Source organism: Pontibacter arcticus (assembly GCF_003284895.1).
Taxonomy (GTDB): domain Bacteria; phylum Bacteroidota; class Bacteroidia; order Cytophagales; family Hymenobacteraceae; genus Pontibacter; species Pontibacter arcticus.
Genome location: NZ_QMDV01000006.1, coordinates 112544 through 139335 on the forward strand (window position 1 = coordinate 112544; position 26792 = coordinate 139335).

The following is a 26792-nucleotide window of genomic DNA, read 5'->3' on the forward strand; positions in this document are numbered from 1 at the left end:
ACATCAGCGCAGAGGTGAAGGCTATGTTTAAGGAGACAAACCTTACCTGGGAGAAGTTGGCAGAGCTGGATGAGGGCGTTGGCCGTGGGAAGGGGAGCTATAGGCAAACCTTTTTGGCAAGGCTTATCAAAGCCCAGGAAACGCTGCAGAAGGTCGGGTACAGCATCCGAATCGAGAAAGGTTAGTTCTGTAAAGACTTATATTTTGTACATTGTTAACTTTGAAAAAATTTAACTTACCCAAAGATTTTTACCAACCTGTTCCTTATAAGGACGAGGAAGGACTGTACCAGTGGCTGAGTTGCCAATTCGTACCTGTATTTTAGTAACTTATGCAACACGAGAACAAACCCTCTGAGGCCCTTTTAAGCGATCCGACCTACTTCCTGAGTAGGATTGACAGGAGCGTAGCCGATAACATCAGAGACATTGAGAAGTCCTTTGATGAAGATGCCGGTATTGTGAAAGATTTCATCGTCTTCATTTCGAGGAAAATGAAAAAGGACCTTTTCGGTTTCACGAGGTTCACGCTTTCGGAGTTCTGCAAAGAGACTGGACGTAACAAGCAGACTTTATGTGAGGTGCACCCCAAGTTCAAAAATAACCCCAAAGCGGAAGTGCCGGAATATTTCGGTCACAGGTTTGAGACAACCTTTGACTATGCCTTATTCCACATGCTGAGCAATAACATCATCTTCTCTCGTTCCTACGAGTATAAGCATCAGGATAAGGTGATAGAGCTGAAGAACTTTGCCATTCTCAAGGATATTAAGGTTAGCATCGACAGACATACCAACACCATCAAGATTTACGATGTCCGAATATCGGATGAGCTTATGGAAGGGTTTTTCCGCAGGTACTATACCATCGACACCAACGGCTATAAGCATGTAGGAAAAGGGCGTGGCGGCGACGGGCGCAAGAGCCTGTACATTTTCCTTTACAAGACGCGTCACCAGCTGCTTAGCTCAGGTAAACGCATCACGAAGTTGCCTATAGATCTGTTGGCCTCGGTTGCCCATATTGAGTCAGAGGAACCTCGGTTCAAGAAGAAAAGTGTGAAGAGGGTGCTGGACTACATTCGGGAGAAGGGAAAGCTGCCTTTCGACTACACCTTTGTTCAGGGGGATCCAACGAAAAAGTACCAGGAGCTCTACTGGGTTAGTCTGGACTTCTCCGTATACCACGAGGTGATGGAGGCGAAGGAGGATCATAACTTTTACATTGCTCTGCTGGAGCGTATGCGGGATCTTTTCCAACATACATATGGGAATCATGTCCAGATCACAGGAGAGAAAGATACTTTTCAGCGTTGGCTGACTAATTCGGACGCAGACCTGACACACAAGGCAAATGAGCTTTGCAAAGCATACTTTAAGGTGCACAACAAGGATATCACATTGGCAATGGCGAAAAAGCTTATTCGGGGAGGTCTATTCTCCGACGATAATTAAAAAGCTGTTCAAGTATTGTCACGCAGGGCAAAGCTAGAGTCCGGATGGAAACTCCCTACATTGTCCTCAGAAGGACTTTAAGCAAGAGTTCCAGCCTGTTATTCAAGTATTGCCACGCATACGAAACATAAAGAGCCAATCTAATATATGGATGAGATATGACTTTTGCAAAATACAAGCTTGGAGAAGATGTAGAAGTAAGCGGTACGCTCACAGGATTAGGTGACCAAAGAGGCAGTGTTATCGGAGTAGTGTATGACAAGCTGAGCAGTCAATTCTTCTATAACGTGCAATGTGGAGAGAATCGACATTATGCGCAGGAACGATTTGTCTCTACTGTACAGAGACTTAATGAAGGCACTTGAATAATGATGATAGAAATTCCTTGCGAATGTCTCCAGCATGCTACAGGTGTTCTTTCTGAGGGTATCTGGACAGGTTGCGTTACTGCAAGCCATATGAAGCCGCGGGTTTAATGTATCGAATCGATCTTTTACCTTATGGATGGCTTCTTAAGCCAAAGGAATATCTACTATTCAAGTATTGCCACACTCTTTCAGAGCCGTTCAAGTATTGCCTCAGTAGCCGGAACCGTTCAAGTATTGCCACAACCCATTCAAGTATTGTCTCAAGTCGTTCAAGTATCGCCACAAATTGGCTATTTCCCTCAATAATAGCTGTTTTACCTGCTCAAGTATTGTCTCAAGCCGTTCAAGTATTGCCACGCTTTTCCAAAGCTGTTCAAGTATTGCCTCAGTAGTAGTAGGTCATTCAAGTATTGTCACACCCATAATGCAGCCCATTTGCTCTAATCCGTGCAGCCGTTCAAGTATTGCCACTAAATATATATACTTCTATATACTTCCTTATAGATAGTAATTTGAAATGTCGGAGGGGTTCGTGAACAATAAAGATTTAACAAAAGGGAAGAGAAAGAGACTTGTGCGGCGAAAATTACACAATTTCTTCACAAAAAAGGATAAAACATATACAGTGCTTTAATGACTAGCTATGAAGCCTAAAGATTCCATATACAGGGCTGCCAAAATTAATTTAAAAGTATAAAAAATAATGTATACACAACGTAACTTTATGTATACATATCGTATATATTAATATATCTTTTATATTAACCCCTTTAAATTTTGTGTGTATGGAACAGACTTCAACAACCGTCAGCCAGATTGCAGAGGTAAAGCTCAGCTACCATCCCCAGGTGAAGCCCTCCGAGCGCCCACAGATTACGAGTTCTAAAGACAGTTACACTTTCTTCCTACAGCTATGGGATGAGGGCAGCATACAGTTCCGCGAGCAATTTAAGGTTATGTTATTAAGCAGGGCAAACAAAGTGCTGGGAATATTTGAGGTTTCTACCGGTGGCGTGGCCGGTACGGTGGCAGATCCCAAACTTATCTTTGTCGCTGCGCTCAAGGCCAATGCCAGTGGGATCGTTTTAGCTCATAATCACCCATCGGGCAACTTAAAGCCTAGCAGTGCAGATATTAGCCTTACTAAAAAGGTGAAGGAGGGCGGTAACTTACTTGATATTGCTGTTCTAGATCACATCATCCTTACCAATGAGGGTTATTATTCTTTTGCAGACGAGGGACTTTTATAAAAGTCCCTTACTCCTTCAAATCTCGGCTGTAAACCAACCATAGCGGCCCGCCTGACGGCGGGTTTTCTTTTTTTCTTTCTGTAGTAATGCCTGTTCTACAATACCATACAAGCAATTTAGCGCTAACATAAGGGGAAATAAAAACTCTATTTTGTGGATAAATTTTAAATACGAAATGTAACTAAATGTATACATTTAGTATATATTAATATAAGTTTTGTTTAACCTTCTTAAGCTAAAAGTTATGAACGCTTATCAAAAATTCATTCAACTGGCAGATCAGGTAACAAATGAGGTCATCGAGCAATTAGAACAAGGCCAGGTATTCTGGAGAAAGCCATGGACATCTTACGGATTGCCTAAAAACTATGTATCTGGCCGCTATTATGAAGGCTTCAATGCTTTCTTTCTGAACTACCTGACTGATAAGAAAAGCTTTAGGACGCCCTATTTTCTTACCTATAAACAGGCTAAAGAGCTGGGCGGGCATGTAAAGAAGGGAGAGAAAGGAACCCAGATCATCTACTGGAAAGTTTACGCCAAAAGTGATACTAGTGAGGATAAAGGCACTTCAGGAGAGACAGAGGAGGTGTATCAGAGAAGATTTATCCCCTTTATTTGGACGGTATTCAATATTGATCAAGTGGAAGGAATCGAGTTTGCCCTCCCTTCTGTTCATGAGCGTACCGATCTGCAGGTAATAGAGGCTTGTCAGGAGGTGGTGGATCAATACCCTATGCCACGCCCGAACGTTCTGCACGGAGGCTCCCAGGCCTACTATGCGCCTTTTAATGATACGGTACAGATGCCGGAGCTGAGCAGCTTTGTTTCCTCTCAAGCTTATCACGCGACTTTGTTTCACGAACTGATTCACTCTACAGGCCATCAAACCAGGCTTAACCGTTTTGCTGATGAAGAGAAGGCGGCCCGGTTTGGCGACATAAATTACTCTAAGGAGGAACTGATAGCCGAAATGGGAGCAAGTTTCCTCAACGCCTTTACTGGTATCAAAGCGGAGGTTTTTGAAAACTCGGTGGCTTACCTGCAGGGATGGGCGAAGAAGTTTAAAGACGATAAGACCATGATCATCTATGCAAGCACAAAGGCTTTTAAAGCGGCCAGCTATATCCTGAACCTACAGGCAGAAAGTAACCTGGGGGCACAAGCAACAACTATGGCAGCATAGCCTTTAGAAAGATCTTGTCTGGGAGCCAGGCAAGATCTTTCATTTTTAATACTGAGCGGGTCGCCATGGCAGAAATTTGGAAGTCGAAATTCAGCCATGGCGACCCGCCTTCGGCGGGATTCCTTTTGCTGTAGTATCTTTGGGTTAATTGCAAGGATGAGTTCAGCTGATTACTCATCCTATAGCTGCAATATTTAATAATTCTTAAATCTTATCTTTTTTAACATAACACCAGTTATGGAAGAAACCCGCCCCAAACGCTGGAATCGAAGGGTAAGGTTTTGGTACTTTCGCAGGGCAGGAAATTATCTACCCACTTCTTTATATAGTAACTATATATATATTATATTCGATGGTTAAGCGATACTTAAACTTCAAAAATTATGTATTATCACAATATTATTTATCAAATAGCCTGCAGAAGATGTAAGTCTTTAAGACTCCCTGAAACAACAAATTTTTGGTCGGCGATAAAGATTGATGAAATGACTCGTGATGAGTTAATTTCCAAAATGAACAACTTCAAGAATCACCAATGTGAGGAATGTGGTGAAACCGGAAACTGGTCAGTTTTCAAAATACAACTAGATGATAATGATGAAGTAACTGACCAGTATAAGATTAATATTTTTAAAGAAAATGGCAAAATATATGGCCAGCCAGAATCTGGATATTACTCTCGAGCTCAAATAGGTTCTGCAATCATGGAGATAAGGGATAAAATAGCAGAGCTTCAAAACCATAACTTCCCTTCTAATTCAACAGGTTCTGCATTTATTATGGTAGACTTTCTGAATAGAAAACCATACGTTAGAGTATCAGTCTTTGATATTGATGGTCTTTCAATGAAAGAAGTCAGTATGTTTATTAATGCTATGGTAAGTAATATTAAAAATAATTAGCTCCCCGAACCGACCTCTTTGATATCAGCGTGTGGAGCGTTGCGTTATACTACTATCATGTTAGATAGAGCCCGTTTTAAGGGCTGTTATATTTAAAACAGAGTGTAACCTATTAGGCTACGCTCTGTTTGCAGTACGTCTACTATTCTTCTCTCAATAGTAGTCTGTAGGAGGGGCGCCACATGAAGCAGTAATCCATGATGGCCTGTTGAGCTTCCTCTAGTGACGAAGCAATTCCAATGATAGGGTACCGGAGACACCCTCTCCTAGTCTCATAAATCTGCCATTCATAGGTACAATCACCCCTGTTGTAAAGCAGTCCCATCAAATTGTTCTCTTTGTTGCTCAGGTTAAGAAGCTTTACCAACCCCCTGTTTGGATCTCTGTCCGAATTCTCAATGAATTTCCATTGCGCTGTCATAAGCTGTTAATTTAGTTGAACTTATATTAATTCAACCTAGAACAACGCCTATATAATGTCAGTTATAATTGTTCTCACAACAGGTATTAGGATCTCCTACGAGGGGAAGCTGCCCAATGTCTATATGTTTTTAGTTAAAGTATTCTATGATTTTATTCCATGAATAGCCGGTGTTCTCAATATCCTCCCTGTTTGCTGCAACAATTGCAAAATAATTATTAAGATCAGGATAGTAAGAGAACCTAAATACATTACCGTTAGCCTTACACCTGAAGTATCCATCATCTACTGGCTCTGCAAAAGCTCTAAAGCCTATTGTACAATCATATACTTGATTAGAAAAACCTTCCGAAACCAGTTCATATGCTATCCATGGGCCATGAACTGTTCTCATATATAAAGCTCGGATAGAATTATGTAGAGCTGAGGGGTTGGGTCTATGGCCCCTTAGCTCTACAAAGTGAACCTTTGCGAAGTATAATTCATCATTATTTGGCACTTCACGACTTGGAATATCTGCAAAATTACTTGAGTCTAATTCTTCAACAACTAGGTTATAAGGTTTTAAATATTCTCTGAAACCAGAAAGAGTATTAATCTCCTCGATATCTCTCGATGTAAATTGAATAAGTGTAGAAATGTTTTTGTAGTCCATGCTAAAGTAGTTAGTTATATTAAGATATAAATATAAACCAATTCATATATAATCCTGGTGATAGGCTATATAGAAACATTAAAAAGAGTTAGATACCTTTGGAAATAAAGTAGCAACTTTTCATCAAACACACGAGTAGCGATACTTTGGCTGGGACCCGATCAGATAGGTCAACAGCTTATACCCACCTTTCCTTAAAATAACCTTTCCTCTAGCTGAGCGAAGCGAGTTGTAAAACATTTAGCACGCGTGGACTACATATTTTTAGCTGCTCCTGTTTATCATAAAGTTGCTTATGAGAATTTGTACCTCTACTTTATCTAAATATGCTTGTTTTTATTCTACCCATTTCTCCAATCTTATCAAAGGCTTGACGAACACTGCAGTTGCTTTTTGAGAGTACTTGTGGCTTACAAGAGCATCTAATCTTCCTCCCTCCTACTACTATTGTCTTGATTGCTCTTGAGGAACAAGTACAAGAAGAATAGACGATAAACTTATCAAATACTTTTAGTATCAAATTGTATATGTTACGTATATATTTGTAGGCATCTATCCTTAGATGTTTTATCTTAAAATAAACCACCAGTATTCGTTAGTTATAGGACAATGCAAATTGAAGATAAGAGCCCTAAGTTTGAGTTAGGTAAGCGTATGCTCGAGAATGAGCAGCTGACTTCCCTTTCTGAGCTGTTTGATATCGTGCCATATACTCCCGTGGCCAAAGCACTAGGTGTAAACAACCAGCGACTGCGAAACAAGATTGACGATCCCCGTTCCTTCCGCGTAAGTGAGGTGCTGGACCTGGCGGTACTACTGGATGTCGATGCGATCAAGCTCTTTGCCTTACTTCAAGAAACGATCAAGAAATCGGTACCTGCTGAAGGATAACTAAATGATAGCTTCACAAAGCACAAGATGCTAAGCTTTTATTGCCTACTTTTCTATTAATCAACTTCTAGCTTGTTCTCCTATGAATCTATATGAGTTCAATAGTATTCTTTCACTTAATGACAGGGCACAGGCGGTATGGGATGAGGGGCAGTTTCTTTCAAACCGCCTTGATGGAGAGTACAAGGTATGCCTATACTACATGGGTGATTTTTTTGCAGAGGTTTGGATAAGTTCATGTAATAGCGATAGTAGTATTTGCCACGTGCGGGCTTTTAAGAGCCGAAGGCTTCTGGAACCTTACCTCTCCCCTATTGACCTGTCTACCCTTCTCTGACTCTTTCTGCTTTTCGTCTCAAACCATTAACTTGGCTATTAAGCTGCTTGCCTTAAAATGACAAATATTAACAGCCGTAAATAATAATTATTATTTAATATGTATTAGATAATATGTGATAATTATTGCTTATTAAACTTTAGATAATATATAATAGTTAATAAATATATTGTCGCTGAATTTAGCGCCTGGAGCTTTTTATTGTAATGAGTAGCTATGATCCATACTCCCCTGTTTCTCCCTAGCTTACACCATGCTCCATCTTTGTAATCTTATCTCTTCCTAGCTCCTTCTCCTTGTATTATTTGCCTAGAATTCTTTCTTTTGGTGTATGGTGGGCTTTGTATTGCAAGATGTGTTTTGAGTCCCTCAAAACCTCTTGCCTTGCTTTCAGCGTAGCTATCAGCAAGGGGGAAATCCACTCGCAACTCGTGTCTTTTATTGAGCAAAGAATGTATGGAAGATATTAAGAAAGCAAAGGGAGGGCGTCCAAGACTATCGCCTGAATTAAAGAGAGCCAGACAGTTAAAGCTGACCTTTTCTGATAGCGAATACAGGCAACTGGAGGCTGAGGTGACGGCTGCAGGGCATGAATCATTGTCTGTTTACCTGCGGAAGAAGGCGCTGGCGCAGCCTGACGATTTTATTGCTAATCCTAAAGAGTTAATCGCGGTTTTGGATAGGCTCGGCCCAGAGATCAGCAGGGTTGGCAACAATATAAATCAGGTAGCCAGGTATGTCAATTACCTGAAGGCAAACAATATGATAAACCTGCAGTTTCTTGCCGATTTTAACAGACACATGATAGAGTTTAGTATCATAGAAAAAGAATTGGTCAAGGCGCTTCGCTCTTTTCTTCGGATTGCTGCTGCAAGGTTTAAAAAGTTTAAATAATATTTATTATTTAATAAGTAAGAATTAATAAGTAAGAATTAATAAGTAAGAATTAATAAGTAAGAATTAATAAGTAAGAATTAATAAGTAAGAATTAATAAGTATTAACTATTAATTCTTAAGCTTTATATTATAAATAACAAATAATGATTATTAAGTAAAATGTAATAGTTTAAAATTGTTAAATAATATATAGTAACTTTTATGTTAAAGTTATTATTTGTTATATTTTTGAAGCGTTAATGAGTGGGCTATGATCGTGAAAATCCTTTCTGCCGCTGCCGGGTTCAATGGCGTTGTTTACAATGAAGAGAAAAGAGCACAGGGTGCAGCTCAGCTGCTCAAGGCTGAGAACTTCGGTTTCTTGAACCTGGCAGCGGGAAGCTTGAAGCAGGAGGATTACATCAGGTACATGACGTTGGTGGCAAACACTAACGAATCCGTGCTAAAGTCCCAGTTCCATGCCATTATTTCCTGCAAGGGAAGGGAGAAGGGTGCGGGGGAACTCCTGGAAGTCGCGGAGCAGTACCTCCAGCGCATGGGGTACCATGATAACCCCTACCTTATCTACTTTCATTCAGATACTGCGCACAACCATGTACACATGGTGTCTACCAGGGTAAGCAAAGAGGGGAAGAAGGTGAACGACAAGTATGAAAACGTGAGGTCTCAGAAAGTGATGCAGGAGATTCTGATGCAGGATGTGGCATACGAGGTAAAAGCATACTTGACGAAAGCGCTGGCATATGGATTTTCCTCAGAAGCTCAGTTTAAGTTGCTGTTCGAAAGAGAAGGCGTGAAAGTCACGGAGAAGGATGGGCAGTATCAGCTCATTAAGTACGGTTCAGTGGTGCATGTCTTTGCAAGCAAAGAAGTTGCTGACAGGATAGCGAAGTATAAAGCACCAGATACGCGTGTAGGACAGCTGAAAGCCATATTCCGCAAGTATAAACGAGGCCTAACGGTGGAGCAGTTCTCCGGGCTATTAAAAGAAAAGCTCGGGATAGAGCTGGTGGTGCACCAGGCAAAGGGGAAGAGCACTCCCTATGGCTACACCATTCTCGACCATGCCAGCAAACAGGTGCTGAAGGGTTCCCAGGTGATGAGGCTCGACGAGCTGCTTTCCGGTGTTAACAGAGAAGAGAAAATACAGGCTGGACGGGAACTCATAGCCAAGCTTTCTACAGACAGGGGGCTGTGTTACACTGGTTTTAAAAGACAGCTGGAGACAATAGGACTCCTTGTCAACAAAAAGGGAGAGATCCGCATCAAGGGAGATGAAGAAGGCAGCATCCCTGTTCTGGTGCTTGATAAGGCGCATGTCAGGGCGCTGCTTTATCAAGAAAGGCTGCAGGAGGCGCGGCAGTACGCTGTGACGAGCGATAGGGATATGAGACTGCTTGCCAGGCTGTTTTTTGTAAAGCTGTCGGATCTGTCGGTTGCGAAGGCTTCTGACCCTCTGGAGAAGGAGGTGGTGGCCGCCAAGCTGCACAGCGGCCTTGCCAGCGGCAGGCCGCTGCAGGAAATACTGGACAGTTGCGGCTGGAGCATCGCTCATGCAGACGGAAAGCACTTCCTGGTTGATCATCAGCAGAAACGGGTATATGCCTGGGCAGATCTGACAAAAGAGAGGCCTGACTTTCAAGCTGTGCAGGTTGTTGAGCTTGATAAGGGTAGTGATCGGGCGAGAGAGGAAAGGCTGCAGGACGCATGGACCCAGTCTTCCAGGGCCATCGGTCAACTGGCGGCTTCCATGCTTTACCTTATGGAGTCAAACCTCGGGTCTGATCAGGGAGAGAATAGGAAGAGAAAGAATCAACGAAAACGATAATACACATAGACGATTAATACATGAAAATTGTAGTAGCAAACCAAAAAGGAGGGGTAGGCAAGTCCACCACCTGTATACTGCTGGCTAACTATCTGGCCTTAGAGAAAAAGGACAATGTGATCATCCTGGATATGGACTTTCAGGACTCCATCTACTCCAGATGGGAGAAGGAGAAGGAGCTATATGCCAATGACCCACTGTACGAGGTTATCAAGATGGAGGTAGAGGAGTACCCGAAATACAAGGTGCATATTGATAGTCTGCAAGGGGGGCATGTTATTATGGACATGCCTGGCAGGCTGGATACGAACGAGCTCATTGCTGTATACCAGGACGCTGAAGTAATCGTCTGTCCGTTCGCCTATGAGAAGATGACTTTTGAGTCCACCATGTTCTTTGTTCAGGTGGCCAAGCATGTTAACCCACAGGTAAAGATCGTGTTCCTGCCAAACCGCCTGAAGTCCTCCGTGAACTATGAATTGAAAGCTGCAGTAGATGAGCAGCTGACGCAGTTCGGCACTGTAGCTCCGGCGCTGCCAGACCGGGTAGGATTTCAACGCATAGATACCGTATCGATCTCTTCGGATATCCGAGGGGTGCTCGACAAGTCTTTTGGGTATATATATAATGAGTATTTGGAGACAAAATAGAAGATTCTTCAAATAAATTTATATTAATATTCAATAATTGAAACATTATAATCAAATAACGTATAATATTCATGTCTACAGCAGGTAACAAAGAGTTTGACATCAAGAGCTTTAAGCAAAGCATAGGACAGGCTCCCCAGCAGAAAAATGCAGAAGAGAAAGCTGTTCAACCAGTTCCTGAGAAAAGAGAAGAGACGGCGCCCGCAGTTTCAAAATCGGGCAAAACCGGTGAAAAGCCTAAGGCTTCTTCTAACGCTACAGCAGGCAAAAAGCAGGAGGCTCCTTCCTCGAAAATGACAGGTGCAAAGGCTTCGGGTAAAGCAGCGTCAGGTTTAAGCTTTGAGCAACTTCTTGCTGAACTCGATAAGGCGAAGGAGGAGTTTACCTTTACCTCCAAAACAGTCTATGTGGACGTGCATATACATGAAGTGCTAGACCTGCTGAAGAAAAAAGGAGGGATTAAAATCAATGTGCTAGCAAGCTACCTGTTTGCTAAATTCATTGAAGAGCATAAAGAGGAGATTCAAAGGCTCCGTGATAGGACAGATAACAAGTTCTTGAACTAAACTGAGTCTATAACATTAGGCAAAAAAAGTATATAAATAAATAATCTAATCTTAAAATATACGTATAAGTATAAAACTGTATTTCATATCGATTATATAGTTAAAGTAGGAATGTCTAGTTTGTAAATCGATGTTTTAACTTAAATTATATAGCTATGTCTTGGGGCGTTTTCTTTACTACGGTAGCAGTACTCTATGTGCTTTATTATGCAGGTAACCTGTTATTTGACCTGTACCTTCGAAATGCAAAAGGCGTAGCCGCAGATATGGTGGCCCAATACAGTGTTTCAGATTTAGTAGACACTACAGAGGCACCCCAAGACATTGTGGACGAGGATTACCTGGAGGAAGAATTCGAGGAGAATTATGAGGATTACGAGCAGGAGGAGCAACCCTTGGATAGCGGTCTCCAAGAATATCCTATTGCAGCCGACGGGCATGCCTTTGCGCACCAGACGGCCTCTGAGAATAGTGTCGCCATGCCCGTGATAGGGCAGGGGATACCCCTAGAGGAGTTCCTTCAGAACGCCAGGCGACTTTCAAACGCAATACCTTTTTCTTCATAAATTTTTAACTCAATGACAGAGATTATGAAAAAGTTACTTGCTATGCTCGTGTTGGTAGTCCTCGCTGTCCCATCTTCCTTTGCTCAAGGGGCCGGAGGCATTGATGCCGGAGCCTCTGAACTCCAAACGTACATTGACCCTGTAGGCAACCTAATCCTGGTCATCGGAGCTATTGTTGGCCTGATTGGGGGAGTTAGGGTGTACATCAAGTGGAACTCCGGGGACCAGGACACACAAAAGGCTGTCATGGGATGGATGGGGTCCTGCGTATTCCTGATGGTGGTGGGGGTAGTGATCAAAGCCTTCTTCGGCTTGTAAGCCGTGGCTCCCGAAGATAACAGAGGATTTAATGTCTACAAGGGGCTGCAAAAACCCCTTGTATTTAAATCCTTCAAAGGTAGATATATCTACTGGGGTCTGGCCTCCGTTCTAACTGGCTTCTTTGCGGCAGTTGTTATATCTGTTTCGCTCAACTTCTTTTCAGGTCTGGTAGCCTTGGTGATCGTGACTTTCGGCGGTATGGGGTTTACGGCTATGCAGCAGAAGAAAGGGTTGCATCATAAAGCGAAGTCCAAAGGGGTATACATCATGCCTGCACAATGGAGGCGTTCTGCACGAAGATAGGAGCCTGGCCCTGGCAGCACAACTTTAACGTCATCACTTTTCTCAGCCATGAAAAAGCAGCGGTTTGGTCTGCCATACATTGGCATAGACCGTCATGCCCATGATATTCTATATCATGAGCGCGGAGATTATTCGGTTATCATCAAAGTACAAAATCCTGCCCTGCAGTACTGCGCAGACGTGGAGGCTTACCATCTCTTCCACCAGACCTTTGCCAACATCGTCAAGATTATAGGTGCAGGCTACACTCTTCAGAAAACGGACATACTAGCCAGGAAGTGCTATGTGCCGAAGCAAACGGATGACCTCCTGAGTCAGAAATTTCAGGAGACATTTGCAGGAAGAGAGTACCTGGACGTCTCTACATACCTGACTATAACAAGGGACGTGCGGCGCTCCAGCTTCTTTACATATGACGAGAAAGACTTCAAGGCATTCCAGCGGAACGTTGCCAAAGTGCTGGACATACTGGAGAGCAGGTTTTTCAAGCCCTATGTTCTGAAAGAGATAGAGGTGAAGAAGTTTATTTCACGCATGCTTGCCTTCAACTTTTCCGATGAGGTTTATGCGCTCAATAACCTTCTTGCCTCAGATGAAGGCCTGCAAGTCGGTGATAGCGTTATCCGATGTATCTCGCTTGTGGACATAGATGAGATCAACTTTCCGTCCAACCTTAAGCCAAACACAGCGCTTCACATAGGGTACAGCCTCCCGGTAGACCTGATGCATTTTCTGCACCAGGTGCCAGGTTGTGACTGCCTGGTGTACAACCAGGTGATCCAAATCCCTGATCAGCGCCATGAATTGGCCAGGCTGCAGGCCAAAAGAAAAAAACATCTCTCCATGCCTGACCCGGCCAATGATTTAAGTGTACAGGATATTGATCAGGTGATGGCCGATATCGCCAAGGATAACCAGCTGCTCGTGTACGGACATTACAGCGTGCTGCTTTCAGCCAGAGAAAAGGAGATAGACCGTGCCGCTAACTATCTGGAAAGCGCTTTGTTTTCCATTGGCATTATTCCCTCCCGAAACGCCTATAACCAACTCGAGCTATTCCGGTGTGCCTTGCCCGGCAATAGTTCGGAGCTTAAAGTATATGATAAGTTTTTGACTACTTCAGACGCGGCCTTATGTCTGCTTTTTAAAGAACGTTTGCTGCAAAGTGAGTCATCCAGCTTTCAGGTATACTTCACGGACCGGCAGGGGATTCCTATCACGATTGACACGAGTGATGGGCCCATCTTCTCAGGCCGGATGAATAACCGTAACAAGTTCGTGTTGGGGCCTTCGGGAGCAGGGAAGTCATTTTTCATGAACCACCTGATCCGGCAGTATGCCCTGCAGCACACAGATGTTATTTTGGTGGATACCGGACACAGTTACTCCGGCCTGTGTGCCTACTACAGGGGCCGTTACATTACCTACTCCGAGGAGCAGCCTATCACCATGAACCCCTTCCGGATCTCTGCTGCCGAATTCAACGAGGAGAAGCGGGAGTTTCTCAAGTCATTGGTGGGCCTGCTCTGGAAAGGTGCCGAGGGCACTGTCAGCCAAATTGAGGACAGCGTCCTCTCTTCCGTTATCACTTCCTATTACCAATACTACTTTGAAAACGGCTTGGAGAGCAGCTACCTTTCCTTCCAGTCCTTCTATGACTTCTCCATCAGAAAGATCGACGAGATCACACAAAAAGAGTCCATTAAGTTTGACCTGACTAGTTATCGGTTTATCCTCAAAAAGTTCTGCAAAGGGGAGGCATATGGCCAGATCCTGAACAACGAGATGGATACCACCCTTTTTGATGAGCCCTTTATTGTTTTCGAAATTGATGCCATCAAGGAGCATAAGGTACTTTTCCCGATCACCACCCTGATCATTATGGATGTGTTCCTTCAGAAGATGCGCCACAAGAAGAACCGTAAGGCGCTCATCATCGAGGAGGCCTGGAAGGCCATTGCCTCTCCGCTGATGGCCGGCTATATCCTCTACGTCTATAAAACGGTCCGCAAATTCTGGGGAGAGGCCGTGGTCGTGACACAGGAGCTGGATGATATCATCGGCAATGTTGTGGTTAAGAATTCTATCATCAACAACTCCGACACCATCTGCCTTTTGGACCAGACCAAATTCAAGGACAATTTCGATGAGATCGCCGCGCTGCTCTCTATCAATGAGGTGGAGCGCAAGAAGATATTTACCATCAACAGCCTCGACAACAAAGAGGGGCGGGGCCGCTTCAAGGAAGTCTACATCAAGCGCGGGGCCACCGGTGAGGTGTACGGCGTGGAGGTATCGCTGGAAGAGTATTTGACCTTTACCACCGAGCGCCAGGAAAAAGAGGCCATGCAAGTGTACCTGAGCAAGTATGGGGATTTCAGGGAAGCCCTGGAAAGGTTTGTCGCAGACTTCAGGGCCTCGGGGCTCAAGTTAAATGAATTTGTTCAACTGATTTTGCAACGCAGCTATGAAAAAGTACCTCTACACGCTTAGCTTCATGAGCCTGGTAACAGGTCATGTACTAGCCCAGCAGGTTGTTTTTGACCCGGCGGTCGTCTCCACACTTGTTGTCAACCACACGGCCCAGCAGGCGGCCTTAAACGACATTAAGGAAAACGAAGGAAAGATTGCGGCCCTGCAGACGACCATCAGCCTGAAGATGACGCAGATCAAGGAGCTGGAGGAAAAGATGTACAACTCCCTTAAATCTGTGCAATCCATTATCGGGCAGAGTAAAAACATTATTTATGCCTCCCAAATTGCCGCAGACATAGGCCGCTACCAAAACCAAATGATGGAACTGGCGCGCGGTGATAACGAACTGCTCCTGATCGCTGCCAAGACAGAGCTGGAGCTGCTCAACCGGACATCTGACCTGTTTACCTATATCTACCAGGTAGCTGTCATCGGCACGGATGTGAACCTAATGAACAATGCCGACAGGCTCACCCTGATCCGCCATGTGGTGGACGAGCTGCGGGTGATGCGGGGCCTGGCCTATTCCATTACGCGCAAGATGCGTGTGGCCAAGTACGCGGGACTTTTGAAGACCATGAACCCGATGGGACTTGCCTACCCTGACAACAGCCAGGCGATCATCCGCTCCTTGATGGATGAGTACAAGGCAATCAAGAAGTAAATTATCTCTATTGCTATGAAGACGTTATGTGTACCTGCTTTGTGCCTGGCCCTGCTTCCTGTGCTCTTTACAGATGCCCTGGGGCAAGGCGTGCAGCCAGTTAACAGTAAAAACACAAGGTACCAGCTGGAGCGGGAGGTTGTTACCCGTTGGGGAAAGTTCAACCCGAAATGGTACTTTATTCTGTTTCATAACAAGTACAGGAAAGGACCTGACAGGCGGAACATGCTGCAGCTTGCCCCTACCATGGCTTTGCTGAACCAGAACAGGGTGAAGGCCCAGGCGCAGGAGGAGGCAGTAAGCCAGGTATATGAGCAGGAGATGTTCAAGTTTGCCGACAGGTCCCTGAATAAAGGATACCACCTCCTGTATAAAAAGAAGATCGATGAACTTAACACTGCCCTATTGGGAATGAATGCTGAGGCGGTGCAGGCCGGGGTGCAGGCAGATTATATTTTGGCCATCCATGCCGAGCGGGACAGAATTAACGCCGACATCGGGATCATCCTGGACGCTTACCTGGACGATGCCAAAAAAGGGGAGCAGCTGCGGGTGTATATCTCAGAGCTTACGGCCTTGAGGAATGATTTCAGGCGACTCATCTCTCTCTTTAAAACGAGTCAGGACTTAACCGACTGATGCCATGCGTGAATTGATCGATAAAGCCATATTTGACCTGTTCGACGGGCTCTTTCTCAATATACAGGATTTGGTGAGTGTTTTCCTGTATGATGCGCAGGCCCTTTGCGCCATCAGCATGCTGCTGTACTTCGGCCTGGAGGCTTACAAAATGATGGCCGGGGATGAAACGCTTCGCATCATGCCCTTGCTGCGCCCTTTCGCCCTGACGCTGGTGATTGTTTTCTGGCCAGGATTTATTGACGCTGTGAACCTGCCGCTGCAGCTGGTGAATGATCAGGCAAAAGGCATGTACGGCTCACAGGTAGACCAGGTGGAGGATTTGCACCGGGAACGCCTCGCGCTGGTGGACAGTGTGGCCCGAAAACTCTCTGAGAGCAGCGCTGAGTTTGAGCGGATTGAGAGCGAGGCCAGTGACGCGAGCTGGTACGAAACCATGGGGATCGACCTGCAACCCCTGTTTAACAAAATGAAAGGCTATTACCTGATGCTGATGGCCAAGCTGCACTTTACGGCGATGATGGTGGTGGAGTGGATTGTGATCAGCATCTTTCAGGTATGCTCCTACATTATCTATTTCCTACAGATCATCTTTGCGGGCATCCTGGTGATCCTAGGCCCGTTTTCCTTTGCCCTTAGCGTGCTGCCGGGTTTTCGGGACTCTTACCTGACCTGGATTGCCCGCTATATCTCCGTGGGGCTGTACTCAGGCATTGGCTATATCATTATGTCCATCTCCTTTGTGCTGGTCAAGTATGGCTTGATGAAGGAAATTGATATCCTCAAAGCGGTACTGGGCAACGAAGAGATGTTCATTGCCTACGTTTCCTTTCCCTCGGGCGGCATCAGTTTCTACATCGTCGCCTTGATTGTGGGAGGATTGGCCATGCTGACCATTCCCATTATTTCCACTTGGATCGTGCACACCACGGGTGTGGGTAATGCCATTGGTACAATGGCAGGAGGAGCTGCGAAGGCTGCCGGAGGAATTCTAAAATAAACTTAAAGCGCTTGCTATGATAAACAACCTCGAAAAGAAAATGAAGCTGGCATTTGCCGTGAGTATCGGCTGCTTTATCACCTCCATCATTATAGTAGGTACGGTTTGCGCCTTTGCCTTTCGTTATGCCGAGGAGCAACGGAAGAAGATCTATGTGATCGACCACTCGGTGCCGCTCTTGGTGGAACAGACCGAGCTGGGGGTAAACCGGACAGTAGAGTACAAGTCGCACGTGAACATGTTTCACCTGCTCTTCTTCACGCTACCTCCAGATGACGCCTACATTAAGAATAACATCTCCAAGGCCATGTACCTGGTGGATGAATCCGGTCTGGCACAATACAACAACTTGAAGGAGAAGGGCTATTATAACCAGATCCTGGCAAGCTCTGCGGTTTTGACGATCAAAACCGATAGCGTTAAAGTGGACGAAAACAGGCACTTTACCTACTACGCCACACAGCGCATTGAGCGGGAGACCTCTGTGATGAAAAGACTTCTTGTCACAGAGGGGGATCTTGAGGAAGTGCCGCGCACAGAGAACAACCCCCATGGACTTTTGATAAAGAACTGGAAAACGGTCATGAACAAGGACTTGGAGTATGTCGAAAAGAAATCCTTTTAGCGGTAACATAAAGCAAAGGCTTGCATACCTCAGGGAAAGTGTCAGGAACTACTGTGCCTCGAATCCTAAAGCAGTGGTGCTAGCCATGCAGGTTTTACTGTCTGTGGCTGTCATGGGGCTATTAGTTGTCCGGCACCTGCACCAGGGAAACTATGCCGTGTCGGTTGGCAAGCTGTACAGGCAGCTTGATACTTCTGGCGACAAGATGACTATAGGCAGGTCAAGTACCGCAGATATGCTGGAGCTGATAAAGCTCTACAACACGGCCAGGCAGCTGGATCCTGACAGCCTGCGTGGCCAAGACAGTGTTTTTCTCAAAGATATTGATCAGCGTTTAAACCGAATCATCCATGAAGAGAATTAACTTTCGGCATCCCAGGTATGCCATCCCGCTCATCATACTCCCTTTCCTTGTCCTGCTTAATTACCTGTGGCTGGACATGACACCGGCGGCCACCGCCGCACAAGCGAAAGTAGAACTCACCGAGACAACAGCCCTGAATACCTCCCTTCCGGATGCTAACCTGAGAAAGCGGGAAATGAAGGATAAGTTCTCGGCTTTTCGGGACGAGTTTAAGTATAGGACCGATTACTCGGCCATACAGGAAATCGGGGAGGATAGGGTAGACCCCAGGGACATTGCCTATGGCAGCGTGTACACGGATGAGGAGCGGCGGATGCTCGACAGTCTCAATAACCGTATCCTATCGGATCAGCAGCCGGAGGGGTTTATGGAGCGGGTAAGCCAGCGGCAGCGCCTCAGCTCAGAGCGCTATGCATCGGCTTCTGCCTCTGTGCCTGGACGGTCAACCCGACCTATGCGAAAAGTTGAATCGGCATATGAAGAGGAAATGCGGCTATTCCGGGAGCAGATGATGTTTATTGACAGCCTGAGCCGGGTAGGAGAGGAACCTGTGCCTTCTCGTAGGGGGCCACAGCCGATGAAAGCCCATGTACCGGCTTCCGAGAAGCAAGAGCCGACACCGTTACCCGTGACCAAAAGCAAAAATACGAATAAAGCCTTTTTCAATACCATTACAGCCGACAGTAAGGAGCAGTTTATCAGAGCTATTCTGGACGAAGGGTTGAAGGTGATGCAAGGCGGCAGGATCAGGATTCGCTTACTGGATGACATCTATGTGCGGGACTACGAAATAAAGAAAGGCAGCTACCTCTACGGCACTGTTTCCGGTTTCAGTGCCCAACGAATTGAGATAGCCATCCGCTCTATACTCTACGGCAACCAAATCATCCCGGTAGACCTGAGTATCTACGACAACGACGGCTTGGCTGGGCTATATGTCCCGGATTCACAGTTCAGGGACTTTACAAAAGAGCTTGCCGGGAATGTGAGCAGTGGTCAGTCATTTACTTTTGAGGATTCACCTGACAATGCCAGCCAAATGCTTTACTCGATGCTGGAAAGGGTTTCTCAGACCACCACCCGCGCCGCAGGCAAAGCCATCCGGAAGAACAAAGCTAAGTTGAAGTACAACACCATTGTTTATTTGATAGATAACAGAGCCCTGTAATATGAAAAAGCTATTCCTTCTATATGTGTTGTTTGCCCTGCTGTTTTCAGCCTCGGCACAGGATTCCCTTCAGGTAGTGCACGTGCATGAAAGTATCTCCACGCATATTGTGAGCCCTGAGCCAATACAGTATGTAGATATCTCCACAGATGATGTAGCCGGGGACATACCTGTTGCCAATATCCTTCGGGTCAAACCCAAGCATGGCGGAGCAAAACCGGGTATTATCACCATCGTTGGAGAGCGCTTCCTTGTACAGTATAAGCTGGCCTACAGCCGGGCGGATCGGGCAGACACGGAGGTGCGTATAGACCCTACCCAGGTAGATGATTACCTGAACCCGGCAGTGGCCATGAGTAGAGAGGACATGGCACGGTTTGCGCTGCTGGTTCTCCAGCGAAAACCTCGGTTCAACAGTGTGACTACGAAAGGGCAGGGGATGCGGGCAAGGCTAAACAACATCTATACGGTGGGGGACTATTTCTTTATTGATCTCTCCCTTAGAAATGACACCAACATTCCCTATACGGTCGATCAAATACGGTTTAAGATTGAGGATAAAAAGGTCGTGAAGGCCACTAACTTTCAGCAGGTGGAGTTACAGCCCAGTTTCCAGCTTTATGACACGAGTCACTTCAAGCGCCAGTACCGGAACGTGTTTGTGTTCAGGAAGTTTACTTTCCCAGAGGAAAAGGTGTTCCATATTGAGGTGGCTGAGGAGCAGATTTCTGGACGCACCATCTCCCTTAAAATTGACTATTCCGATATCCTTCATGCAGACACCTTATGAGAAAGTCGTTACTCCTTTCCTTACTGCTCTTAGTTGTGCTGCCGTGCCGAGCGCAAGAGGGCTACACCCACCTGAACCTGGCAGGCGGCTGGATGTACAAGGATGCCTTAACTGCTAACCTTGTCCTGGAGTTCAGCAAACGCCACTATAATTCCTATGAAATCTTCGGTGATTCCTATAAGAGCAACGTGGACGACAGCAAAAACTGGTTAGTGGGGGTTGCTTACAAACCCATGCTTACCCGTTCCAGAAACACGTTTCTCAAGCTGCGCCTGGGAGCGGGCATTGGCTCTAACACCGAGCACTTCATAGGAGCCCTGCAGGCAGGCCTGGAGCTGGGCTATGTGCTGCCGGGAAATTTGGTGCTGATGCTCCAACAGAAGAACGAGGGTGTACTCCGGGTAAACCACAACTTCAGAGCTGGTTTGCTGGCGGGTATCAAAATTCCATTGTGAGCAGGATTTGGCTAGTCGACGGAAATTTCCACAGGAAAGAAATTCTGCTAAGACTTTCCCTCACATCTATCTGATAGTATTGGATAACTTTTGTCAGTAACGATATGGAAGAATCCAGCGAAATAAAAAAACTTTACTCCTTTCTGCAGGGGCTTATCTATTTCACTATTGTAGTAGAGGTAGCTGTTTTCCTCTTTATGGATTCTGGCAGTATGTATGAGCTGCAGCCTGTACTGCGCAAGGTAAAGCGCATGACTATTTATGAGCACATCTACTTTTCCAAAGCTTTTACCTTCGGGTTGATTCTGATCGTGAGCATTGGCACAAAGGCCAAGAAGAACCTGAACCTCGACCCGCTCCGGCATATCTTCCTTCCTTTGCTCATCGGCTGTGCCTTTTTCTTTGGCTCGGGTTTCTTTTATTTCTTTGAAAGCAGCCGTATTCTTTTCTGGGATGTGTCACTGTCTGATGCGGCTTACATCCTGCTCTCCTTCTTTGGTGCGATGATGATTCATATAGCCTTGGATAATATCTCCAAGCATATACAGCACCGATTGATGAAGGACAAATTTAACGTGGAGAATGAGTCTTTTGAGCAGTCCAGGAAACCGGTGCATACGCCTTACTCGGTGAATATCCCAATGCTTTACTACTACCAAAAGCGGATACAGCGCGGGTGGCTAAATGTGGTAAATCCCTTTCGGGCAACACTGCTGATTGGTACGCCTGGTTCTGGGAAGTCTTTCTCGGTGGTGTTGCCTTTTATCAAGCAGCTTCTGGGGAAAGGCTTCTCTATGATGGTATACGACTTCAAGTTTCCGGACCTGGCTAAGGCGACCTACTACCATTACTTGGTGAACAGAAAGAAGGGGATACTGAAGAACCATAGGTTTCATGTCATCAATTTTAACAGCGTGGAGCACAGCAGAAGGTTCAATCCCTTAAAGCCGGAGTACCTGCCTACGCTGGCTGATGCCACCGAAACGGCTGAGGCGCTGCTGGAGGCGCTGCGGAAAGGAGACAGGGACTCAGGAACTGCGCAATTCTTCAACCAGTCAGCCGTTAATTTCCTGGCCAGCTGCATCTACTTTCTGAGCCGCCACGAAGGGGGGCAGTATTCTTCGTTTCCGCATGTACTTTCCTTTATTAACCTAAGCTATGATCAGATTTTCGAGGCGCTCTTTTCCGAACCTGAGTTGGAGAGTCTGCTTTCGCCTTTTGCCACAGCCTATAAGAACAGAGCCTTTGAGCAGCTGGAAGGGCAGATTGGCACCTTAAAGATTAATATTGGCCGGCTGGCCACAAAAGAAACATTCTGGGTACTATCAGGAGACGACTTTAATTTAAAGATAACAGACCTGGAATATCCTTCTGTTTTGGTGATTGCAAATGACCCGGCTACACAGAGCATTAATAGCGCCTGCAATGCGCTTATCCTCAACCGCATGACACGCCTGATCAATACAAAGGGGAACTTGCCCTGTGGGCTGATCGTGGATGAGTCTCCCACGCTTTACATACACCGGGTGGAGAACCTGATCGCTACCGCCAGGAGTAACAAAATAGCTGTGCTGCTGGGCCTGCAGGAATTACCGCAGCTGCGGCAGCAGTATGGCAGGGAAACAGCCGACACTATTTGCTCTGTAGCGGCCAATGTACTCTCGGGCTCTGCCCGTAATAAAGAAACGCTTGACTGGCTGGAGAAACTGTTTGGTAGGGTGAGGCAGCTAAAGGAGGGGCTCAGTGTGGACCAGAACCGTACTTCGGTGAACATGAACGAGGAAATGGGACCGCTTATCCCGGCATCCAAAATAGCCAATTTGCAGGCCGGTGAACTGGTAGGGCAGGTGGCTTCCGATAGCGAAGCGTATAGCGGGAAGTATGTAGCCAGTACCTACCACTGTAAAATTAATCTTAACCTTAATAACATACAACAGGAAGAAAAGCAGTATCTTGACCTGCCAAAATTTTATAACTTTGGTACCCCCGACCAAAAAGACCGAATCCTGAGAGCAAACTACAATAAAATTAGAAATGAGGTTAAGACACTAATCACAGCGTTACAGGTATGAGCGTAAGCATACAGGAGTTAGGCCAAAGGCTAAAGCTGCTGCGAAAGCGGCTTGATTTATCGCAGGAGAGCCTCGCAGAGTCAATGGGGGTGAACCAAAACCAGATTTCCCGGCTGGAGAACGGGGTGGGAGGGACGATTGAGCTGCTTTTGCTTTTGTTCAGTTTCTACAGCAAGCACTTTCACGTGGACCTTCTTTTTTCTGATAACTTCGACATCCTGGAGAAGGATGAAAAGCTATCCAACAGCCACAGCCTTAATAGCATTGCCGTTGAAAAGCTGAAGCTTGCTCAAAGTGAGTTTTCCACCCAGGTTGAGGAGGTGATACGGTTGTTGGATATACCCTAGGTTACATATTTTACTTGGATAGCGGGGAGCAGGATACTGACTTCATATATTATGTATATCAAGACTTGCTTATGGTTCGGATGCCGAAAATCCTTCTCGCAGCAGGCTACTTCGAATGTAAAGTTCTGAGCAGTTCGTCTATTCATTCTTTGTAGTTCCCATACTTGAGGAGAAAACAAACCACTTTTTTAATTCTGATTGCGGACTCTAATATTAATCTCTTAAAATAGAAAAGTAACCTTTTAAAGATTTATAAAATGAAGAAGTGTATTGATCATCCCACAATGGCAGGGGGTAAAATTTGCCAAGTTATAGAGCCTGATGGAATGAGATTTGAGATTTACCTGGGGGGAAAATTGATTGGATCTTTCTGGATGACATCAGAATGGGACGATTATCCTGTGGATGAAGTATCATCAATTATTAGAAAAGAAAAGATCGATAGATTACTAAAATTCTTTGATGAAGAAAGTGGAACTAGTGAAATCTGAAAAGTACATATCTATTCTGAAATGCTTGACATAGCGCTTTTGGATGGAAAAAATAGACGCAGGAAAATCAGTAACACCAACAGCCATGTATTAGGCCGTTGGTGTTACTGACAGCTTATTTCTTTACCACTCTCCTTGTGATTACGCCGTCGTTAGCTATTAGCTGTAGCAGGTATACCCCTTGAGCTTTACCTGTAAGATCCAGCACATGACTAAATTCACCTGACACCTGAGGAAAGCTTTGCTTTAATACAGTCTGCCCTTTTGCATCAAACAACCTCAATTCTAGCCCTATCCTTCCTGTCATAGGCAGAGTTACCTGTAGCCTATCATTCGTCGGATTCGGGTAAAGGGAAAGCCCCGACGCCAGCTTACTCTCCTTTATACCCGTACAGGTGGAAACAGTAATATTCTGAGTCGCCGTGACTGTGCAGCCATTGACAGTGTAGGAGTAGGTGATGACATAAGTACCTGCGCCTACTGCAGCTGCGCTAAACACTCCGTTGCTTACCCCCTCTCCAGAGTAGGTACCCCCGCTCGGCTGGCCACCGGTAAGTATATAGCTAGTGTTGCTGCTACAAATAGTTTCGCCAAAAGAAGCTAGTGTAACTACTGGCAACGCATTAACTGTCACCTCTATCTTGGCTCTTGGGCTCTCGCATCCGTTTACCGTCTGCGATACATAATACGATGTAGTACCTACTGTTGCTGTTGAAGGTGTTGGCGCTGTTGCAGAGCCTGTGCCGCCTGTAGCTGAAGTATACCATTGAAGATTAGCACCTGCCGCCGTTAAGGTAGAAGCTGCAGCGCCCTGGCAGTAAGTTGAGGTCGCTGTAACGGTTGGCGCTGTTGGTACAGCATTTACCGTTACAGTTACAGCATCAGAAGTGAGACTCTCGCAGCCGCCATCGGTTTTTACTTTTACTGAATAAGAACCCGTCGTTGATACAGTAATACTCTGTGTAGTTGCTCCAGTAGACCACAAATACGACGCAGAAACAGGCGCTGTTAACACCACAGACCCACCTTCACAAAGTGAAGTAGAGCCGCTGACTTTAATCATGGGTTTAGCTGGCAGGGCATTGACCGTTACTTCTATTTTAGCTCTTGGGCTCTCGCAGCCGTTCACTGTCTGCGACACGTAATAAGAAGTAGTGCCTGCTGTAGCCGTTGAAGGTGTTGGCGCTGTTGATGCACCAGTTCCCCCTGTTTCCTGCGTGTACCACTTCAGGCTTTCACCCGTTGCTGCTAGCGTAGAGGCAGTGGCATTCTGGCAGTAGCTCAGGCTTGCAGTCACACCCGGAGCTGAGGGACGAACATTTACGGTAATCGCGACAGCATCAGAACTAACACTTTCACATCGACCAGCATTTGTTACCTTTACCGTGTAAGAACCCGCAGTTGATACAGTAATACTCTGTCGGATATCTCCAGTAGACCATAAATAAGAAGAAGCATCAGGCGCTGTTAACACCACAGAACCACCTTCACAAAGCGAAGTAGAGCCGCTGATTGTAATCACGGGCTTGGCTGGCAACGCATTAACTGTCACCTCTATCTTGGCTCTTGGGCTCTCGCAGCCGTTCACCGTCTGCGACACGTAATAAGAAGTAGTACCTGCTGTTGCCGTTGAAGGTGTTGGCGCTGTTGCAGAGCCTGTGCCGCCTGTAGCTGAAGTATACCACTGAAGGTTAGCGCCTGCCGCCTTTAAGGTTAAAGCTGCAGCGCCTTGGCAGTAGCTCAGGCTTGTAGCTGAAGTAGTAGGGGAAGATGGCAATGATTTAATAATAGCACTTACTGCAGTTCTTATACTTTCAGAACCATCACTTAGGACTGAAACATAGTAAGTCGTTGATGCTGTTAAAACAGGGGTTATGTAAGTAGCATTATGTGCGTTAGGTATTGCTGTACCTCCTGTTTCAACAGTATACCATCTATAGTTACCATCATCCGCTCCTGATGCTGTTAATACAACTGACCCTGAGCCACAGATAGATGCACCTGTAACTTCGGGTCCACTCATCATCTTAGCAATAAACATTTCACCTTCACGATTATACAGGACTGAAGTGAGCCGGGTACTATATAAAGCGTTGTTACCAAACAATGCATTGCCTTCAAACCTACCTGTTATAAACACATTTCCATGTTTATCCAAGCTAATTCCGTGTCCACTGTCGTTAAACAAGCCCCCGGCTTTCTGTGTCCATTGAAAGTCACCGGAGCTATTTAGCTTACTTACAAATACATCCTCTAAGCCATTACTAGTTAAGGTGGAATTTCCAAAAGTAGCATTACCTTTAAATTGCCCTACGATATAAATATTCCCAAGCTTATCCAGAACAAGGCTTCTAGTATTTTCACTTTCTAAACCTCCAGCGCTCTTAGCCCATACAAAGTCACCATAACTGTTTAGCTTAGTTACAAATATATCATTCAAACCACTACTATTTAGAACTGTACCATTTATAGTAGATTTACCTTCAAAGTCGCCAGTAACATAAATATTGCCTTCTTCATCTAGTTTGATTCCATAGCCTATAATATTTCCTGTTTTTGATACCCTTTTAGACCATCGTGCTTGTGTCGATGAATCATATTTTCTTATTAACAATTCTTTGTAGAAAATATCTGAAAGTTTACTATCTGGATTAACTAAAGTTTTGTATCCTGTTATGAATATACTACCATCCTTACCGATTGTAATATCATGACCTGCATCATTTCCTCTTTCCATGGTAGTCCGCGCATATTGTACATTGCCTTCAGAATCATATCTAGCAAAAAATGCATCAGTACTACCAAATTCATCAGAGAAGCTTTTAATAGAAACCGTGTAATATTTAAAGTAAGCTGTACCACTAAAAGATCCTGTTATGTAAACATTATCAGAATTATCGACTGCGATGCCATAGCCCTTGTCTTCCGCAGTACCACCTGCTCTTTGCGCCCATAGCAAGCTTCCTGAAGCATCGTATTTTGCCAGAAAAATATCTAAGCTTCCATGACTAGTAAGGGTAGTGTTTCCAAAAGTAGCAGTGCGGTTAAATGCCCCTGTTATGTAGACATTGTTGGAGTTGTCTAATGCGATTCCGTAGCTATTGTCTT

At 45.3% G+C, this 26792-nt stretch carries 27 protein-coding genes; 25 read left to right on the top strand and 2 right to left on the bottom strand.

Translation table 11 applies throughout. The features are described from left to right. Positions 1–23 precede the first annotated feature (23 nt). The 5 genes from DP923_RS16765 (at position 24) to DP923_RS16415 (ending at position 5159) form a co-directional block, all read left to right on the top strand. Positions 24–185, top strand: a complete 162-nt coding sequence (locus tag DP923_RS16765; RefSeq protein ID WP_165838219.1) for a hypothetical protein — start codon at positions 24–26, stop codon at positions 183–185. 146 nt (positions 186–331) lie between these two features. Then, positions 332–1453, top strand: a complete 1122-nt coding sequence (locus DP923_RS16390) for a hypothetical protein (RefSeq protein WP_112306912.1) — start codon at positions 332–334, stop codon at positions 1451–1453. A gap of 1153 nt (positions 1454–2606) precedes the next feature. Continuing rightward, on the top strand, positions 2607–3071 hold the full coding sequence (locus DP923_RS16395) for a JAB domain-containing protein (protein WP_025603952.1): 465 nt from the start codon (positions 2607–2609) through the stop codon (positions 3069–3071). Positions 3072–3315: 244 nt separating this feature from the next. After that, positions 3316–4257 carry an ArdC family protein gene (locus DP923_RS16405; protein WP_112306914.1) on the top strand — a complete coding sequence of 314 codons (942 nt, stop codon included), beginning with the start codon at positions 3316–3318 and terminating at the stop codon, positions 4255–4257. 383 nt (positions 4258–4640) lie between these two features. Next, on the top strand, positions 4641–5159 hold the full coding sequence (locus DP923_RS16415; RefSeq protein WP_112306916.1) for a hypothetical protein: 519 nt from the start codon (positions 4641–4643) through the stop codon (positions 5157–5159). A 551-nt stretch (positions 5160–5710) separates the two neighbouring features. Here the strand turns inward: DP923_RS16415 and DP923_RS16425 are convergent. Next, positions 5711–6235 carry a hypothetical protein gene (locus DP923_RS16425; protein WP_112306918.1) on the bottom strand — a complete coding sequence of 175 codons (525 nt, stop codon included), beginning with the start codon at positions 6233–6235 and terminating at the stop codon, positions 5711–5713. 609 nt (positions 6236–6844) lie between these two features. Here DP923_RS16425 and DP923_RS16430 point away from each other — a divergent pair. The 20 genes from DP923_RS16430 (at position 6845) to DP923_RS16525 (ending at position 23684) form a co-directional block, all read left to right on the top strand. Then, positions 6845–7126, top strand: a complete 282-nt coding sequence (locus tag DP923_RS16430) for a hypothetical protein (RefSeq protein WP_112306919.1) — start codon at positions 6845–6847, stop codon at positions 7124–7126. A gap of 793 nt (positions 7127–7919) precedes the next feature. Further along, positions 7920–8357, top strand: a complete 438-nt coding sequence (locus tag DP923_RS16435) for a plasmid mobilization protein (RefSeq protein ID WP_112306920.1) — start codon at positions 7920–7922, stop codon at positions 8355–8357. A gap of 253 nt (positions 8358–8610) precedes the next feature. Further along, the gene (locus tag DP923_RS16440) at positions 8611–10188 is read left to right on the top strand and encodes a relaxase/mobilization nuclease domain-containing protein (protein WP_112306921.1); all 1578 of its coding nucleotides are present in this window, start codon (positions 8611–8613) and stop codon (positions 10186–10188) included. A gap of 20 nt (positions 10189–10208) precedes the next feature. Then, positions 10209–10838, top strand: a complete 630-nt coding sequence (locus DP923_RS16445; RefSeq protein ID WP_112306922.1) for a ParA family protein — start codon at positions 10209–10211, stop codon at positions 10836–10838. 71 nt (positions 10839–10909) lie between these two features. After that, entirely contained in the window at positions 10910–11404 is a 495-nt protein-coding gene (locus DP923_RS16450) for a hypothetical protein (protein ID WP_112306923.1), read from the top strand. 155 nt (positions 11405–11559) lie between these two features. Beyond that, positions 11560–11970 carry a hypothetical protein gene (locus tag DP923_RS16455; RefSeq protein ID WP_112306924.1) on the top strand — a complete coding sequence of 137 codons (411 nt, stop codon included), beginning with the start codon at positions 11560–11562 and terminating at the stop codon, positions 11968–11970. A gap of 24 nt (positions 11971–11994) precedes the next feature. Continuing rightward, positions 11995–12288: a DUF4134 domain-containing protein gene (locus DP923_RS16460; RefSeq protein WP_025603778.1), complete on the top strand. Its 294-nt coding sequence runs from the start codon at positions 11995–11997 to the stop codon at positions 12286–12288. Between the two features lie 3 nt (positions 12289–12291). Then, a complete protein-coding gene (locus DP923_RS16465) occupies positions 12292–12594 on the top strand; it encodes a DUF4133 domain-containing protein (protein ID WP_112306925.1) in 303 nt (100 codons plus the stop codon). Between the two features lie 48 nt (positions 12595–12642). After that, positions 12643–15087 (top strand): TraG family conjugative transposon ATPase, encoded by a 2445-nt coding sequence (locus DP923_RS16470; RefSeq protein ID WP_112306926.1) that lies wholly within the window; start codon positions 12643–12645, stop codon positions 15085–15087. Continuing rightward, complete coding sequence (locus DP923_RS16475; RefSeq protein ID WP_007661346.1) at positions 15062–15733, top strand: hypothetical protein; 672 nt, start codon at positions 15062–15064, stop codon at positions 15731–15733. Before DP923_RS16470 ends, DP923_RS16475 begins: the two co-directional genes overlap by 26 nt. Positions 15734–15748: 15 nt before the next feature. Next, positions 15749–16372, top strand: a complete 624-nt coding sequence (locus DP923_RS16480) for a hypothetical protein (RefSeq protein WP_125047767.1) — start codon at positions 15749–15751, stop codon at positions 16370–16372. 4 nt (positions 16373–16376) lie between these two features. Continuing rightward, positions 16377–17372, top strand: coding sequence for a plasmid transfer protein (locus DP923_RS16485; RefSeq protein WP_112306928.1), 996 nt, complete (start codon positions 16377–16379; stop codon positions 17370–17372). A gap of 16 nt (positions 17373–17388) precedes the next feature. After that, positions 17389–17997 carry a conjugative transposon protein TraK gene (gene traK, locus DP923_RS16490; protein WP_112306929.1) on the top strand — a complete coding sequence of 203 codons (609 nt, stop codon included), beginning with the start codon at positions 17389–17391 and terminating at the stop codon, positions 17995–17997. After that, positions 17975–18361 carry a hypothetical protein gene (locus DP923_RS16495; RefSeq protein ID WP_239021068.1) on the top strand — a complete coding sequence of 129 codons (387 nt, stop codon included), beginning with the start codon at positions 17975–17977 and terminating at the stop codon, positions 18359–18361. Before traK ends, DP923_RS16495 begins: the two co-directional genes overlap by 23 nt. After that, a complete protein-coding gene (gene traM, locus DP923_RS16500; protein ID WP_112306931.1) occupies positions 18348–19529 on the top strand; it encodes a conjugative transposon protein TraM in 1182 nt (393 codons plus the stop codon). The genes DP923_RS16495 and traM overlap by 14 nt, the downstream gene beginning before the upstream one ends. Position 19530: 1 nt before the next feature. Then, positions 19531–20319, top strand: coding sequence for a conjugative transposon protein TraN (gene traN, locus DP923_RS16505; protein WP_112306932.1), 789 nt, complete (start codon positions 19531–19533; stop codon positions 20317–20319). Then, on the top strand, positions 20316–20774 hold the full coding sequence (locus DP923_RS16510; RefSeq protein WP_112306933.1) for a hypothetical protein: 459 nt from the start codon (positions 20316–20318) through the stop codon (positions 20772–20774). Before traN ends, DP923_RS16510 begins: the two co-directional genes overlap by 4 nt. A 104-nt stretch (positions 20775–20878) precedes the next feature. Continuing rightward, positions 20879–22846 carry a type IV secretory system conjugative DNA transfer family protein gene (locus DP923_RS16515; protein WP_112306934.1) on the top strand — a complete coding sequence of 656 codons (1968 nt, stop codon included), beginning with the start codon at positions 20879–20881 and terminating at the stop codon, positions 22844–22846. Beyond that, the gene (locus tag DP923_RS16520) at positions 22843–23193 is read left to right on the top strand and encodes a helix-turn-helix domain-containing protein (RefSeq protein ID WP_112306935.1); all 351 of its coding nucleotides are present in this window, start codon (positions 22843–22845) and stop codon (positions 23191–23193) included. Before DP923_RS16515 ends, DP923_RS16520 begins: the two co-directional genes overlap by 4 nt. 257 nt (positions 23194–23450) lie before the next feature. Beyond that, positions 23451–23684, top strand: coding sequence for a hypothetical protein (locus tag DP923_RS16525; RefSeq protein WP_112306936.1), 234 nt, complete (start codon positions 23451–23453; stop codon positions 23682–23684). A 115-nt stretch (positions 23685–23799) separates the two neighbouring features. Here the strand turns inward: DP923_RS16525 and DP923_RS16530 are convergent. Then, on the bottom strand, positions 23800–26792 hold a 2993-nt coding region (locus DP923_RS16530; protein ID WP_125047771.1), incomplete at its 5' end, for an Ig-like domain-containing protein.